Origin of the sequence: Tepidimicrobium xylanilyticum (genome assembly GCF_900106765.1) — a bacterium.
Taxonomy (GTDB): Bacteria; Bacillota; Clostridia; order Tissierellales; family Tepidimicrobiaceae; genus Tepidimicrobium; species Tepidimicrobium xylanilyticum.
The window spans coordinates 81,755-95,269 of sequence record NZ_FNNG01000010.1 but is presented as its reverse complement, the minus strand read 5'-3'; the positions used below and the strand labels follow the sequence as shown (position 1 = coordinate 95,269).

16 protein-coding genes, 3 tRNA genes and 1 other annotated feature are annotated in these 13,515 nt (G+C 31.4%); of the genes, 2 read left to right on the top strand and 17 right to left on the bottom strand.

Annotated features, from left to right (window positions below):
* Window positions 1-47: 47 nt before the first annotated feature.
* The 12 genes from BLV68_RS10935 to pdaB all read right to left on the bottom strand — a co-directional run bounded on the left by BLV68_RS10935 (window position 48) and on the right by pdaB (window position 6,242).
* Window positions 48-122, bottom strand: a tRNA-Cys gene (locus BLV68_RS10935).
* 3 nt (window positions 123-125) lie between these two features.
* Window positions 126-200: transfer RNA gene (locus BLV68_RS10930), tRNA-Gly, on the bottom strand.
* Window positions 201-218: 18 nt separating this feature from the next.
* Window positions 219-294: transfer RNA gene (locus BLV68_RS10925), tRNA-Phe, on the bottom strand.
* Between the two features lie 87 nt (window positions 295-381).
* A complete protein-coding gene (gene hslO, locus BLV68_RS10920) occupies window positions 382-1,254 on the bottom strand; it encodes an Hsp33 family molecular chaperone HslO (RefSeq protein ID WP_093753742.1) in 873 nt (290 codons plus the stop codon).
* Between the two features lie 86 nt (window positions 1,255-1,340).
* Window positions 1,341-1,541: a cold-shock protein gene (locus BLV68_RS10915; RefSeq protein WP_093753740.1), complete on the bottom strand. Its 201-nt coding sequence runs from the start codon at window positions 1,539-1,541 to the stop codon at window positions 1,341-1,343.
* A 140-nt stretch (window positions 1,542-1,681) separates the two neighbouring features.
* Window positions 1,682-2,416 (bottom strand): class I SAM-dependent DNA methyltransferase, encoded by a 735-nt coding sequence (locus BLV68_RS10910; protein WP_093753738.1) that lies wholly within the window; start codon window positions 2,414-2,416, stop codon window positions 1,682-1,684.
* A gap of 22 nt (window positions 2,417-2,438) precedes the next feature.
* Window positions 2,439-2,636 carry a small, acid-soluble spore protein, alpha/beta type gene (locus BLV68_RS10905; protein WP_200773762.1) on the bottom strand — a complete coding sequence of 66 codons (198 nt, stop codon included), beginning with the start codon at window positions 2,634-2,636 and terminating at the stop codon, window positions 2,439-2,441.
* 47 nt (window positions 2,637-2,683) lie between these two features.
* The gene (locus tag BLV68_RS10900; RefSeq protein WP_093753734.1) at window positions 2,684-3,634 is read right to left on the bottom strand and encodes a CPBP family intramembrane glutamic endopeptidase; all 951 of its coding nucleotides are present in this window, start codon (window positions 3,632-3,634) and stop codon (window positions 2,684-2,686) included.
* Window positions 3,635-3,698: 64 nt separating this feature from the next.
* On the bottom strand, window positions 3,699-4,226 hold the full coding sequence (gene hpt / locus BLV68_RS10895) for a hypoxanthine phosphoribosyltransferase (RefSeq protein ID WP_093753732.1): 528 nt from the start codon (window positions 4,224-4,226) through the stop codon (window positions 3,699-3,701).
* 21 nt (window positions 4,227-4,247) lie between these two features.
* Window positions 4,248-4,373 carry a hypothetical protein gene (locus BLV68_RS16135; RefSeq protein WP_268807636.1) on the bottom strand — a complete coding sequence of 42 codons (126 nt, stop codon included), beginning with the start codon at window positions 4,371-4,373 and terminating at the stop codon, window positions 4,248-4,250.
* A gap of 206 nt (window positions 4,374-4,579) precedes the next feature.
* Window positions 4,580-5,254, bottom strand: coding sequence for a single-stranded DNA-binding protein (locus BLV68_RS10890; RefSeq protein WP_234949894.1), 675 nt, complete (start codon window positions 5,252-5,254; stop codon window positions 4,580-4,582).
* Window positions 5,255-5,468: 214 nt separating this feature from the next.
* A complete protein-coding gene (pdaB, locus tag BLV68_RS10885) occupies window positions 5,469-6,242 on the bottom strand; it encodes a polysaccharide deacetylase family sporulation protein PdaB (protein WP_093753728.1) in 774 nt (257 codons plus the stop codon).
* A 283-nt stretch (window positions 6,243-6,525) separates the two neighbouring features.
* On the opposite strand from pdaB, the gene BLV68_RS10880 reads away from it, so the two are divergent.
* Window positions 6,526-6,729 (top strand): alpha/beta-type small acid-soluble spore protein, encoded by a 204-nt coding sequence (locus BLV68_RS10880; RefSeq protein WP_093753726.1) that lies wholly within the window; start codon window positions 6,526-6,528, stop codon window positions 6,727-6,729.
* 91 nt (window positions 6,730-6,820) lie between these two features.
* Window positions 6,821-7,369 carry a DUF4364 family protein gene (locus BLV68_RS10875; protein ID WP_093753724.1) on the top strand — a complete coding sequence of 183 codons (549 nt, stop codon included), beginning with the start codon at window positions 6,821-6,823 and terminating at the stop codon, window positions 7,367-7,369.
* Here BLV68_RS10875 and BLV68_RS10870 read toward each other — a convergent pair.
* The 5 genes from BLV68_RS10870 to pgsA form a co-directional block, all read right to left on the bottom strand.
* Window positions 7,358-8,290: a YncE family protein gene (locus BLV68_RS10870; RefSeq protein ID WP_093753722.1), complete on the bottom strand. Its 933-nt coding sequence runs from the start codon at window positions 8,288-8,290 to the stop codon at window positions 7,358-7,360. The two genes, BLV68_RS10875 and BLV68_RS10870, sit on opposite strands and share 12 nt — an antisense overlap.
* Window positions 8,291-8,357: 67 nt before the next feature.
* The gene (locus BLV68_RS10865) at window positions 8,358-8,579 is read right to left on the bottom strand and encodes a hypothetical protein (protein WP_093753720.1); all 222 of its coding nucleotides are present in this window, start codon (window positions 8,577-8,579) and stop codon (window positions 8,358-8,360) included.
* A 47-nt stretch (window positions 8,580-8,626) separates the two neighbouring features.
* A complete protein-coding gene (locus tag BLV68_RS10860) occupies window positions 8,627-9,922 on the bottom strand; it encodes a bifunctional folylpolyglutamate synthase/dihydrofolate synthase (RefSeq protein WP_093753794.1) in 1,296 nt (431 codons plus the stop codon).
* 52 nt (window positions 9,923-9,974) lie between these two features.
* The gene (locus BLV68_RS10855; protein WP_093753718.1) at window positions 9,975-12,626 is read right to left on the bottom strand and encodes a valine--tRNA ligase; all 2,652 of its coding nucleotides are present in this window, start codon (window positions 12,624-12,626) and stop codon (window positions 9,975-9,977) included.
* A 59-nt stretch (window positions 12,627-12,685) separates the two neighbouring features.
* Window positions 12,686-12,898: a binding site (T-box leader), on the bottom strand.
* Window positions 12,899-12,948: 50 nt separating this feature from the next.
* Window positions 12,949-13,485, bottom strand: a complete 537-nt coding sequence (gene pgsA / locus BLV68_RS10850) for a CDP-diacylglycerol--glycerol-3-phosphate 3-phosphatidyltransferase (protein WP_093753716.1) — start codon at window positions 13,483-13,485, stop codon at window positions 12,949-12,951.
* Between the last annotated feature and the right edge of the window lie 30 nt (window positions 13,486-13,515).

Sequence of the window (13,515 nt, the reverse complement as noted above, 5' to 3'; positions counted from 1 at the left end):
ACCTTCTTACAAAAAAATTAAACCTTCTATCATTAATAGAAGGTTTGTGGAGGCGGCACCCAGATTCGAACTGGGGAATAAAGGTTTTGCAGACCTCTGCCTTACCACTTGGCTATGCCGCCATATGGAGCGGAAAACGGGATTCGAACCCGCGACCCTCGCCTTGGCAAGGCGATGCTCTACCACTGAGCCACTTCCGCACATTTCATCAATCCTGTTGGTGCCCAGAGGCGGAATCGAACCACCGACACGAGGATTTTCAGTCCTCTGCTCTACCGACTGAGCTATCTGGGCAAAGTTACTAAAGCCACATATTATAGTATACAGTATTGTTTAAGTATTGTCAACATAAAAATCCCCACTTCCAATTGGAAACAGGGATTAATTGATAAGCCTTCTTAAATCATCTTTAGTGAAATTATATTTCCTATTGCAAAAATGGCATACTACCTCCGCCTTTTCATCCTCTTCAATCATTTTACTTATCTCTTCTTTACCTAAGCTTAATAAGACTTCTTCTATACGTTCTTTACTACAGTTACATTTGAACTCAATAGATTGCTTTTCTAATATCCTCATATTGAATTCTCCAAATAGAGTTTCCATAATCTCTTCCGGATTCAAACCTTCATCAATCAAGGTGGAAATAGGCTTAGCTCTTCTTATTATTTCTTCTACTCTATCTATATCCCTATTATCTACATCTGGAAGAATTTGAAGAATATAACCACCAGCTGCCCTTACCGATATATCTTTATCTACTAATACACCTAAATTAATGGCTGAAGGTTGTTGTTCAGAATGATAGAAATAATGGACCAAGTCTTCAGCTATTTCTCCAGTAAGCAAATTAGAATAACCTACATAGGGCTCTTTCAAACCTAAATCTTTTATTATTGCCAATTGTCCAGTTTTACCTACTATACCTCCTACATCCAATTTGCCATCAGGCCTAGTTAATAAATCCGCATAAGGGTTGTCTACATATCCCTTAACCTGCCCTCTACTATTTGCTACTGCTATTATATTCCCAATAGGTCCATCGCCCTTTATCTTCAGGGTTAAAGTATCTTTTTCCCCTTTCATGGTTATTCCCAACATTGCAGCTGCTGTTAAAACCCTGCCTAAAGCTGCAGTAGCTGTAGGAGAAGTGTTATGAGTTATTCTTGCTTCTTCTACCATTTTAGTTGTGATTGCAACAAATAATCTAATACTTCCTTTTTCATCTATACATCGAATAACGTAATCTTTCATAGTCATTCGCCCCCAACTCAAATATTTAAAGCCCCTATTAAGGGGCTTAATTTGCTACCGTTATAAAACCTATAAAACAATTGGATTTATAGTTTAATAACATTAGTAGCTTGAGGACCTTTTTCACCTTGAACTATTTCAAATTCAACACTCTGTCCTTCTTCTAAAGTTTTAAATCCATCGCTTTCAATAGCTGAATAATGTACAAACACATCCTCGCCATCTTCAGTGGATATAAATCCATAGCCTTTAGTAGCATTAAACCACTTTACTGTTCCTTTTACCATTTAAAACATTCCTCCAATACAACAATTTAATAGATGAATCCTATGTATCATCTACTTTTATTCAGTCTATCACAATATATATCTCTTTGTCAAATAGTTTTCCCAAAGATGTGATAATTATTCTATAATTTTATGCTAATTTAAGGTAAACAGACAAAATGGATCCTTTCGCTTTCTCCAGAGGGCTTATTAAAAGTGAAACTGTGATAGGCTTCAACTTGAGAAAATCCAGCATTTTTAAGTAGTTCGCATATTTCTTCTTCCTTATAGGCTTTTTCTAGATGTTCTTCATCAAATCTTCTATAATTCCCTTTTTCCCTTTTTATGAAAAACGTTAAATAGAATTGGCAAATATTATCCTCATCATCGAAATAGTTCTGCCAAATGTAAAAAATATCATCTGTATCTTCTATAAAAGTATTATTTCCTATAATCTCTTTTAATTTATAATATGAATTAATATCGAATATAAAAATTCCACCTTTGTCAAGGTGCTTTTTTACATTTCTAAAGGTTTCAAGCAATTGACTCTCATCCAATATATAATTAATGCTATCACATATGGCAAGTATGAGATCAAATTTTTTATTTATTCTAAAATCCACCATATTTTGGTTTAATAGAGTAACATTTTTAAACTTACTCAACTTATTATATGCAACGCTTAACATATCTGTTGAAAGATCAAAGCAAGTTAAATCGAACCGATCTTTAGCAAAATAATAGGATAAGTTTCCAGTTCCACAAGCCATTTCCAATACGCACTTGGGTTCTCTATTAAATCTATTCAACATTTCCAATATATAAAAATACCATTTTTCATAATCTACATCTGCCATTAAATCATCATAAATAAAAGCAAAATCCTCATACAAAATTATGTCCCCCTTATCTTTTCTAATCACCTTTCTTTATTTGTCTTTTCCTAACATTAATCAATCCTCCAATTTTCCCAGATTCTTTAGCAGTTAATCCACCCCAACCTACTTCCCTTATTTTATCCATTAAACCCAATTCTTCTGCTATTTCATATTTTAATTTATCTTCCAAGGTCTCTTTTTTCTTCTTCTTCCTTTTTCTATTCTTTTTTTCCACAACAATCCCTCCTAAATCTATTATTAGATAGGAGGGTAAGATTTATTCTATGAAAAGAACACAATATAATTCCATACTATAAATACAGTTATGAATATCCATATTGGAATCCTTTCCCATATATTCATTCTAGCCCTTCTTATTGTATTAACAAATAAGTTATTATATCCATTGGAAAAACCTATTGAAATGGTTTTTCTACTAGGTAATGAGTTAATAAGCTTAATAAGTAGAATTCCAAATACTAGAGCAAATATACCCATTATAATAATCCCATAAAGCATCAAATCCATTTCTGGCATAGCTAAGTTTACTCCATCAAAATTCTGATTATAACCCCCAAATCTATTAAGACCATATCCTAGTGCTAAAGCAATTGTATTATTCAATGTATGACCAATTATTGCTGATAAAATGGAATCAGTCTTGAAAACTACTATACCAAAGATAATACCTAGAAAAATTGGACCTAATAGATTCTGACTATTAAAATGGAACATGCCAAATAAAATAGCAGAATAAACAAGAGCTTTTTTCTTGCCCATATTCTCATAGGAATTCATTATCAATCCCCTAAACATAGCTTCCTCACATATACCTGGACTTAAAGCTATCACTAAGAAACTTTTAATAAATTCCTGATAATTACTTGGAATAGGAACTGAACTTGGTATAACTTGACCAAATCTACTTATTATCATGATACTTATATAATTTAAAAATATAGCAATAGGATAAGCAAAAATTACTATAAATATTATATAAATGAATTGAAGAAAGCTAATACTATTAAGCCTTAACACTTCTGCAATGGAATGACCTCTCAGTTTTATATACAAAAGAGTAGGCAATAATATAATAATAAATTCAGTTATTATAAGGCCAGAATATAATTCTCTATGTTGTACTTTGGCTCCCAAAGTTAAAAGCAACAAGGCAGATATTAAAAACAAAACATTAGTCCCTAAAATCGATGGTCTATTTCCATTTTTTAACATTGTGCATCCCTACTTTATTTTAGTTATAATTTAATGTAAAAACTTAGGATTAACCTTAAGTTTCCTAATCGTCAAATGTAAAAATATACGGGGTATTCCTATAATAATCACCATAATCAAGCCCATAACCTACTATAAAAACATCTGGAATCTTAAAACCTACATAATCTGGAGATATTTCCACCTTTCTTCTGCTTGGTTTATCTAGCATAACACAAACCTTAATAGATTCGGGTTTTTTCTTTTCTACATATTCTATTACTTTACTCATGGTAAATCCAGAATCCATTATATCATCCACAATTAAAACATGCTTGCCTTCAATACTAGTTCTAATGTCTGCAATTATGTCTACTTTGCCTGAGGAAACCTCTTCATGACCATAGCTTGAAGTAATCATGAAATCAATATTTACAGGTACTTCAATGCTACGCACTAAATCAGCTGCAAAAACGAAACTTCCCCTTAGCAAGGATATTACAACTATGTCGTTGCCATCATAATCTCTGGTTATTTCTTTTCCTAACTCATTTACTCTCTCAGATATTTCTTTGGAACTAAATAATATCCTTTGATTTTTCTCCTTTGCCAATTACTTCTCCTCCCTTGTCAATTACCTATACTTACTCATTAATATCCTTTTAATTTCCCTTAATTCTACCAAAATTTTGTTTAAAGTATATTGTAAACTCACCAATATTGTTATAACTGTAACTATTATAACTATCTTTACATTCATCCATCTTCTCCTTAAAACTCAATTATTAATTAACATAATAGTTAGGTTATATTGTGTTGATTATACCATAAAATAGGGAGTAGAGAAAAGAGGAAATTAAAATAATCACACCCTTCTATTTTTAATTATCAAACAATATAATAGAAAAGTGTGATTAAATGGTATCATAACTAGATCAATTCCTTATTTTGCCCTATAATGTAGGGTTAAGCCTCTTCTTCACATAGACTTAACCTATTGTTATCATTTTCTATATATTCTAACTTTGAAATGGATACTTCATAAGCCACTTTCGTTTCAATTTCACCGTTATTGTGCTTTTTCTGATACTCTCGACTTTGTATTCTTCCCCACAATCTAACATGATCTCCTACCAACAGTTTTTCGCAGAACCTAGCATTCCTTCCCCAAGCTATACAAGGTATGTAATCGGATTTATTATAAGCTCTATTGACTGCAACTAACAAATCAGAAATTTCCCTTCCCAAAGGTGTAGTTCTATAGATGGGAGGTTTACAAATATAGCCATCTAAAAATATTTCATTAGGCGATTTTAATAGTTCTCTAATTTCTTCTTTGTCCTGTAAAAGAGTAATATCCCTTGCAAATACGGTTAGTACCAATTTGCTACTATTTTCTATGTAACGATTATAGGAACGCAATTGACCAAAGATTTGAATATAAGTTCCCGTGGATAAGTCCATATCTACTATTAATCTTTCAGAAATAGTTACAGGCAAAATGTCTACGGAATTGCTCAACCTAGGAATTTCAATGAAAAAATTATAAAAACCTTCCCCATACATCTCGTGGCTAAATTCCAACTCGCTGTTTACCTTCCCTATAATCTCTACTATATTAGTATCAATATTTCTCTTCATCACAAATACCATCTCCCCCTTATTCTTATGTATTCCATAATCTATATAACTATATTTATTCCTTGAATTCTGGTATTATGCTAAAATTAAATTCTTTTTTAGTAATATGCTAAAATCATTATAGATTATTTATCCTTAGTAATTATTGATAATATTTTATCAAAACCTCTGTTTTTTTACCAGCAAATTTTATAACCCAATAATTTTAACTTTTTTACTCGTTTATTTTTTGTCTACCAGTATTATCTATATAAAAATTATCTTTATATATTAATTTTGAAATAGGTACTATCTCATATCCTTCAGCTTGTAATCTTTCAATTACTATAGGTAGGTAATCTAATACGTATTTAGCATTATTATGAAAAAGAATTATTGAACCCTTCTGCACATTCCTGGTAACCCTATCTACAACAGGCTGGACACCCAACTCCTTCCAATCTAATGAATCAACATCCCATTGAATTACATAATAGCCATTTTCTCTACAAAGATTTATTACTCTATCGTTATAGTCTCCAAAGGGAGGTCTAAAAAGAGTCGGCCTTTCATTAATTAGTTTTTCGATCTTTTCAGCTGTTATATTCAATTCCTTTACAATTTCCTCATCAGATAATTTTGTCATATATGGATGATTAGTTGAATGATTGCCTACATCATGGCCTCTTTTATATATTTCCTTAACGTGTTCTGGGTATTTGTCCACCCAAAATCCTACTAGGAAAAAGGTAGATTTTATATTGTACCTATCTAAAATATCCAATATTCCTAATGTATAGTTATCACCCCAAGCAGCATCAAAGCTTATTGCTACCTTTTTTTCTTCCGTTTCAACGCTATAAATTGGCAATTCCCTTTTATTAGAAAAAACTTCAATTATGCCATTGTTCGTTTTTATACTAGTATAAGATATAGAAATAATAAGAATAAATAAGACAATTAGCAGTCTATATATTATATTATCCTCTCTCTTAACTCTTCTCAACATATCACCTCCCAATACTCCTTTAATACAATTTATTCTTAGAATGTATTATTATTACTTCCAATAAATCTTCATATTTTTTGTGCTATTAGAAATTAGTCTAATTAATCTTTTTTTATGACGTATATTATTATACTATTTATATTATTTTATCTATAAATATATGAATCATTCCTTGTAAGTCTTTACTTATTATGCTTACTATTTATTGGCAGCATATTTTTATTTAAATAAGGTTATATTATTAATGCAACGACTCAAATATGTTGTTGTAAGGAGGGAAAAAATGGCTAATAGTAATAAAATATTAGTCCCTGAGGCTAAGCAAGCACTTGAACAAATGAAGTTGGAAATTGCAAATGAATTAGGTATTTCTAATTATAATAGTATAGATAAAGGTGAACTACCTTCTAGGGTTAATGGTTATGTTGGTGGATATATGGTCAAAAAACTAGTGGAAACTGCACAAAATCAAATAGCAGGTAAATAATATTAAGAGGTAAGTGATTTGTCACTTACCTCTTAATTTGTGGTATAATTTAATTTAATGGCAATATATTAACAGCAGTGAGGTGTTTAATATGTTTATTGATAATACCGAAGAATTAGCTCAAAACAAGTTACTTTTATTATATATAATCGATAAATCAGAAAAGCCTTTAACCAATGAACAGATAACCGAGTTCGTATTGGAAAGGAATTATATGAATTATTTTTTAATACAACAGTTTTTATCTGAACTCATTCAATCTGATTTCATCGAATATATAAATAAAGACGGTAATAACTATTATCATATATTGGATAAAGGCAAAGCTACTTTATCTTATTTTGAAGATAGAATCCCAAAAAAAATTAAAGAAGAAATTGTAGAAAAATTTATGGAAATTAGGGAAAAGGAAAAAAAAGCAACTCAGGTACTATATGACTATTACCAAAAAGAGGATAGTCAATACATGGTAAATTTAAAGCTAGTAGAAAAAGACGAGACCCTATTCAGCTTGTATATAAATGTAGCTACTGATGAACAAGCAAGAAGAATTTGCTCCGTATGGGAAAGCAATACTGAATATATTTACAAAAATATATTGAATTTGTTAGTTGGTGAAAAAGTAGCTTCAGTTGAATAATAATATTCCATTGGGCTCTTTCCCAACTTTTATGTTCTTTATTACTTTATTCTGGTCAATACGGAATAAAGTAAGCATGTTGGTGGAAATATTTGTAATATATAAAATCTGGTTTCTATCCCATTCCATTTTATTGGGCATCCCCTTTAGATAGATTCTGCTCAATAGTTTTTTTCTTTCTAGGTCCACTCTATATAAAAAACCATCCTCCATACTAGTTATAAATATCATTTCTTCATTATTAATTTTCAACATATTGCTGAAAATCCCTTCCATTTCCATACAATTTTCTTCTTCATAATTATCTAAATTTACAATTGTTATATTACTATTATTTATTAACCCATTATTAACATTTGATAAAATATATATTTTATTTTCAGATATACTGATTTTAATAGGATTATTTTTTAATCTTATACTACGCTGTTCATATGCCTTTAAGCTTATTATATCCATACAATACCCATTACTGTTGACCACATATATGTTATTATTTACTTCATCTATTTCTATATGAGTTGGCTTTTCTCCTACAGGAATATTTTCGGCTAATGTAAATGTCTTCTCATCTACTATAGAGATGGAGTTTGAATCAGTATTGGCTATAAAAAGATGTTCGTTGAAATATTTAATACAAGTAGGATAACTGCCTACAGCCAATGTATCCAATAATACCTTATTTTCTATATCCATTTTAAAGACCGAGTCATCGAAAATATTAGTACAATAAACGTATCCCTTATTAATTGCCATTTCATAAGGACCAATTAGCTCACCTCTCAAGATGGACATCTTTTTATAATTTAAATGTAAAATTTCCCTTAAATCTATAGATTCTATCCTATTATTATCAAAGTCTATAAAAGTTAATGAATCCTCTCCAGTATTAGCTACCAACACTTTGCCCTTGAATAACAATATTTCACCTCCATCCATTGTATATAAGTTAATCTATGCTTATACATGGATTAAGGTGAAATATTTTTTACCAGCTTAAAATCCTCATAGCCAATAAGGGTTTTTTAATGGATAAATTTCTCCTTTTAACTTCCATAATCAATTGGTTTACCAAATGAAGTCTATTTTCATATTCAGTAGGGTCAAGCAATTCAGATAATTTTTTTAAATTCTCTATTTCTTCTAAAGTAAAATCTATTAACTGTTCATTAGTTAAATAGGTATAGGCTAATATTTTCACCTTGTTCATAAAAAAACCTCCCATAGAATGTGTATTCTATGGGGAAATTAAATATGCTAATTATTTTCTTTTATCAATTTTCTAATATCTCCGATTAAATACAATGAACCACTAAAAACTATTAAATCTTCTTCCTCTGCTAATTCATAAGCCTTATCTACAGCCTTTTTCATATCATTTTCGACAACAGTGTTTTCGTTATATTTCTTTATTACCTTTTCTAAATCTTCTGCCTTCATCTTTCTAGGCATGTTTACTTCTGTAACAACTATTTCATTCGCTAAAGGAGCTAAAGTTTTAATGATGTTTTCTACATCCTTATCTTTTAGTATGGCTATGCCAAGAATTAACCTTTTATATTGGAATAGATTTAAGCTACTTGCTAAAGTCTTAGCCCCTTGTAGATTATGGGCACCATCAATTAGGAAAATAGGCCCTCTCTTTAAAACTTCTAATCTACCTGGCCATCTAGTTTTTTTAAGGCCGTTTCTAATGTGCTCCTCTTCAATTTGGATTATACCTTCTTCATTTAAAATTAGGCTAGTCATAAAAGCTAAAGCAGCATTGTATACTTGATGTTCACCTAATAAACTGATTTCTATATCTTTGAATATTTTGCTATCATATTCAAAATTAAACACTCCACCTTTATCGCTTAAGTGAACTATTTCTACCTGGTTCATAGGGCAAACGTATAGTTTTGCCTTCTTTTCCGCTGCTACTCTTTCTATGGTTTTAATGGCCTCCTCTTCTTGAGGATAGGAGATTACAAGCCCATTTTCCTTAATTATTCCAGCTTTTTCATACGCTATTTTAGCCAATGTATCACCTAACACATCAGTATGGTCATAATCTATTGTAGTTATAACGGAAGCACAAGAATCACTAATTATGTTAGTAGAATCAGACCTCCCACCTAGACCAACCTCCAGTACTACAAAATCTACATTTTCTTCTTTAAAGTAAACAAAAGCAATGGCTGTAATTATTTCAAATGTTGTCGGATGTTCAAAGCCTCCCTTTAACATTATTTCTATTTTTTCTTTTATCCGCTGGGTTATTTTAGCTAATCTCTCATCTGGAATATCCCTTCCATTTATGGATATTCTCTCATTAAACCTTTCTAAATAAGGAGATGTAAATAAGCCTACCTTATAACCCGCTTCTTTTAATATAGTAGCCATATATGCTGAAGTAGACCCCTTACCATTAGTTCCAGCTATATGGATATACTTCATATCCAAATGGGGATTCCCAAGTAAATCTAGTAATTTCCCTATTACATCTAATCCCAATCTTGAACCATATTTTTCTTTATCATTTATATAGTTTAATGCTTCTATATAATTCATATCCTTCCCTCGCTTCAATCCGTTTTAATAGGGTGGATACTCCACCCTAAATTTACTTACTTGCTTTTAAGTTTTTCAACCTTTCCAATACCTTATCCATCATATCTTGATATTGTTTTTCCTTTGACCTTTCCTTATCTACAACTTCTTGTGGTGCTTTTTCAATAAAGCCTCGATTGGATAGTTTTCCTCTAACTCTTTTTAGTTCTTCTTCTAATTTTTCTTTTTCCTTTTCCAATCTCTCAATTTCCTTATCTATATCCACTAAATCCTTTAATGGAATGAATATTTCACACTTGTTTAGTACTACGGATATATTATCTTCTCCTAAATTGTCCCTATCTTCTTGTATTATTATAGTTTCTCCGCTAGCTAGGTTGGTAAAGTATCTCTTTCCGTAATCTATAATATCTTTTATATCCTCATCCTTGGTTACAAATATTAAAGTAGCCTTTCTTGACGGTGCTATATTCATTTCCTGTCTTGCATTTCTTATTCCTTTAATGGCTTCCATTATATAGGCCATTTTTATTTCAGCTTGAACATTTACTTTATTTTCATTGTATTTAGGCCAAGGACTTACGATTAAAGCTTCTTCCCTTCTAGGTAAATGCCCCCATATTTCCTCGGTAATAAAGGGCATGAAAGGATGTAGTAATTTTAGTATGTTTTCAAGTACATGGAGTAATACTTTTTGAGCTGTTTCTTTGCTTTCCTTGTCATCACCATATAGTCTAGGCTTTACCATTTCAATATACCAGTCACAGTACTCATCCCATATAAAATCGTAAATTCTTTGAGCTGCCATTCCTATCTCATATTTATTGAGATTATCAGTAACTTCTTTAATAACCCTATTTATCCTAGACAATATCCACTTATCTTCTTCCTCTAATAAATTTGGGCTGATATCTTCTAAAACTACTTTTTCATCTAAATTCATCAATACAAACCTAGTTGCATTCCACAGTTTATTGGCAAAATTTCTATTAGCTTCTACCCTTTCCATATGGAACCTCATATCGTTTCCTGGTGTATTTCCGGTAACTAAAGTAAATCTTAGAGCATCAGCACCATATTCTTCAATTACATCTAATGGGTCAATGCCATTCCCTAAGGATTTGCTCATCTTCCTACCTTCCGAATCCCTAACAAGCCCTGTTAAGAATACATCATTGAAAGGCACTTTTCCTGTTTGTTCTATACTTGAAAATACCATCCTAATTACCCAGAAGAAAATGATATCGTAACCCGTTACCAAAACATCCGTAGGGAAGAAATACTTATAATCTTCCGTTTCTTCTGGCCAGCCTAAAGTTGAAAAAGGCCATAGAGCAGATGAGAACCAAGTATCTAATGTGTCTGAATCTTGATACATATTGGTACTATTACATTTAGTACATCTTTCTGGTTCTTCTCTCGTGACTATTACCTCACCGCAGTCTTTACAATAGTATACAGGTAGTCTATGCCCCCACCAAAGTTGCCTCGATATACACCAATCCTTAATACCTTCTAACCAATGGGTGTAAATTTTTCCAAACCTTTCTGGAATAAATCTTAATTTTCCTTCCTTATAAGCATCTAGAGCTGGTTTAGCTAAAGGTTCCATCTTGACAAACCATTGTTTGGATATTAGTGGTTCTACAACGGTTTTACATCTTTCACAATGTCCAACACTATGGACATGTTCTTTAATTTCTACTAAATAACCTTCTTTTTCAAGGTCCTCTACAATCAACTTCCTAGCTACATATCTATCTAATCCATTATATTTCCCGCCATTTTCATTAATAGTTCCATCTTCATTCATTATTATTAAATGACCTAAATTATGTCTTAACCCTACCTCAAAATCGTTTGGGTCGTGAGAAGGTGTTATTTTAACAGCTCCAGTGCCAAAATCCATCTCTACATATTCGTCGGCAATAATTGGTATTTCCCTATTAACCAGTGGAAGTATGGCTGTCTTTCCAATAAAGTTCACATACCTCTCATCTTTGGGATTTACTGCAACTGCCAAATCTCCCAACATGGTTTCAGGTCTCGTAGTAGCAATAACAATGAACTCATCTTCATTCTTTATCGGATACCTTATATGCCATATATGTCCAGAAGTTTCCTCATGGTCTACTTCTGCATCTGAAATAGCCGTTTTGCAGTCTGGACACCAATTGATTATCCTATTACCCCTATATATTAAACCTTTTTCATATAATCTAATGAATACCTCTTTTACAGCATTGCTCAAACTTTCATCTAATGTAAATCTTTCTCTACTCCAATCGCAGGAAACTCCCAACTTTTCCAATTGGTTATTTATATTTCCTCCATATTTTTTGGTCCACTCCCAAGCTTCTTTTAAAAAATTATCTCTGCCTAACTCTTCTTTGGTTTTACCCTCTGATCTAATTTTTTCTACTACTTTTGCTTCTGTAGAAATGCTGGCGTGGTCCGTTCCTGGTAGCCATAATACCTCATATCCCTGCATCCTCTTCCAGCGTATAAGGATGTCTTGAATAGTATTGTTTAGAGCATGACCCATGTGAAGATTTCCAGTAACATTTGGTGGAGGCATCATAATGGTATATGGTTCTTTATCATAATTTATGTGGGCTTTAAAATACTCTTTTTCTTTCCAAAACTTATATAATCTATCTTCAAAATCTTTTGGATTGTAGGTTTTTGACAAATTCTCTATCATGTCTAACCCTCCTATTCTTTCCTTTATTAATCTATAATTAAAAACCCTTCGTCTTATAGTTTAAGGACGAAGGGTAATTCGCGGTACCACCTTAATTCCACAAAAATATTATGGCACTTATTCTATATAACGGATAAACCGTTCTAGCCTACTGTTTTCAGCTAGAATACTAAGAAGCTACCTTCAGTAACCATTGCCTATGAAAGCCTCTCAGCCAAGGGCTTTTTCTCTGTCTAGGTTAGTTACCTACTCCTCTTCCTCATCGTATCATATGGAATTGTTAGAAATTATTATACAGATAATGTTTATCTTTGTCAATAAATCAAATATAGTTTTTACTATCTTTAGACAGGAAAATAATTAAATAGTTTATAAATGCCAACATGTTTAAAACCACCGTAACTAAAATCAATATCTTAGTTATATTAGGGTCAGGAAATTTAAATACTATAGATAAGATTGCAACATAAAAGGAAAACGTGGCAATTTTCCCATATTTATTAGAGGGAAGAACTTTTTTATCCTTTAAAAGATATAGCATAAACCCACCTATAATCATTAATCCTTCTTTGGCTCCCATAATTAGCAAAACCCAAAACGGTATAAGACCTTCTGTAGTAAAACTTATAAGTACTGCAAAAGTCATCAATTTATCCGCTAATGGATCTAAAGCTGCACCCAATTTAGTTTTCAAATCATACTTTCTTGCAATATGTCCATCTAAAAAATCACTTATTCCGGCTAATATAAATACAATTGCTCCATAAATTATACGGTTTTTATTAGCTGAATAAAAAAGAATCAAATAAATAGGTACAAGCAAGATCCTAAATATAGTTAGTATATTAGGAATATTCATAACACAACCTCTTTTCAAGAATCTATTAAT

Bases quoted from the DNA above. Each gene is read 5' to 3' on its own strand.
- BLV68_RS10890 (WP_234949894.1), bottom strand. From the start codon at position 5,254: ATGAAGAGAAATATTGATACTAATATAGTAGAGATTATAGGGAAGGTA.
- BLV68_RS10855 (WP_093753718.1), bottom strand. From the start codon at position 12,626: ATGATAGAGAATTTGTCAAAAACCTACAATCCAAAAGATTTTGAAGAT.
- hslO (WP_093753742.1), bottom strand. From the start codon at position 1,254: ATGAAAGATTACGTTATTCGATGTATAGATGAAAAAGGAAGTATTAGA.
- BLV68_RS10875 (WP_093753724.1), top strand. From the start codon at position 6,821: ATGTTTATTGATAATACCGAAGAATTAGCTCAAAACAAGTTACTTTTA.
- pdaB (WP_093753728.1), bottom strand. From the start codon at position 6,242: ATGTTGAGAAGAGTTAAGAGAGAGGATAATATAATATATAGACTGCTA.
- BLV68_RS10880 (WP_093753726.1), top strand. From the start codon at position 6,526: ATGGCTAATAGTAATAAAATATTAGTCCCTGAGGCTAAGCAAGCACTT.
- BLV68_RS10860 (WP_093753794.1), bottom strand. From the start codon at position 9,922: ATGAATTATATAGAAGCATTAAACTATATAAATGATAAAGAAAAATAT.
- BLV68_RS10900 (WP_093753734.1), bottom strand. From the start codon at position 3,634: ATGTTAAAAAATGGAAATAGACCATCGATTTTAGGGACTAATGTTTTG.
- BLV68_RS10915 (WP_093753740.1), bottom strand. From the start codon at position 1,541: ATGGTAAAAGGAACAGTAAAGTGGTTTAATGCTACTAAAGGCTATGGA.
- pgsA (WP_093753716.1), bottom strand. From the start codon at position 13,485: ATGAATATTCCTAATATACTAACTATATTTAGGATCTTGCTTGTACCT.
- BLV68_RS16135 (WP_268807636.1), bottom strand. From the start codon at position 4,373: ATGAATGTAAAGATAGTTATAATAGTTACAGTTATAACAATATTGGTG.
- BLV68_RS10865 (WP_093753720.1), bottom strand. From the start codon at position 8,579: ATGAACAAGGTGAAAATATTAGCCTATACCTATTTAACTAATGAACAG.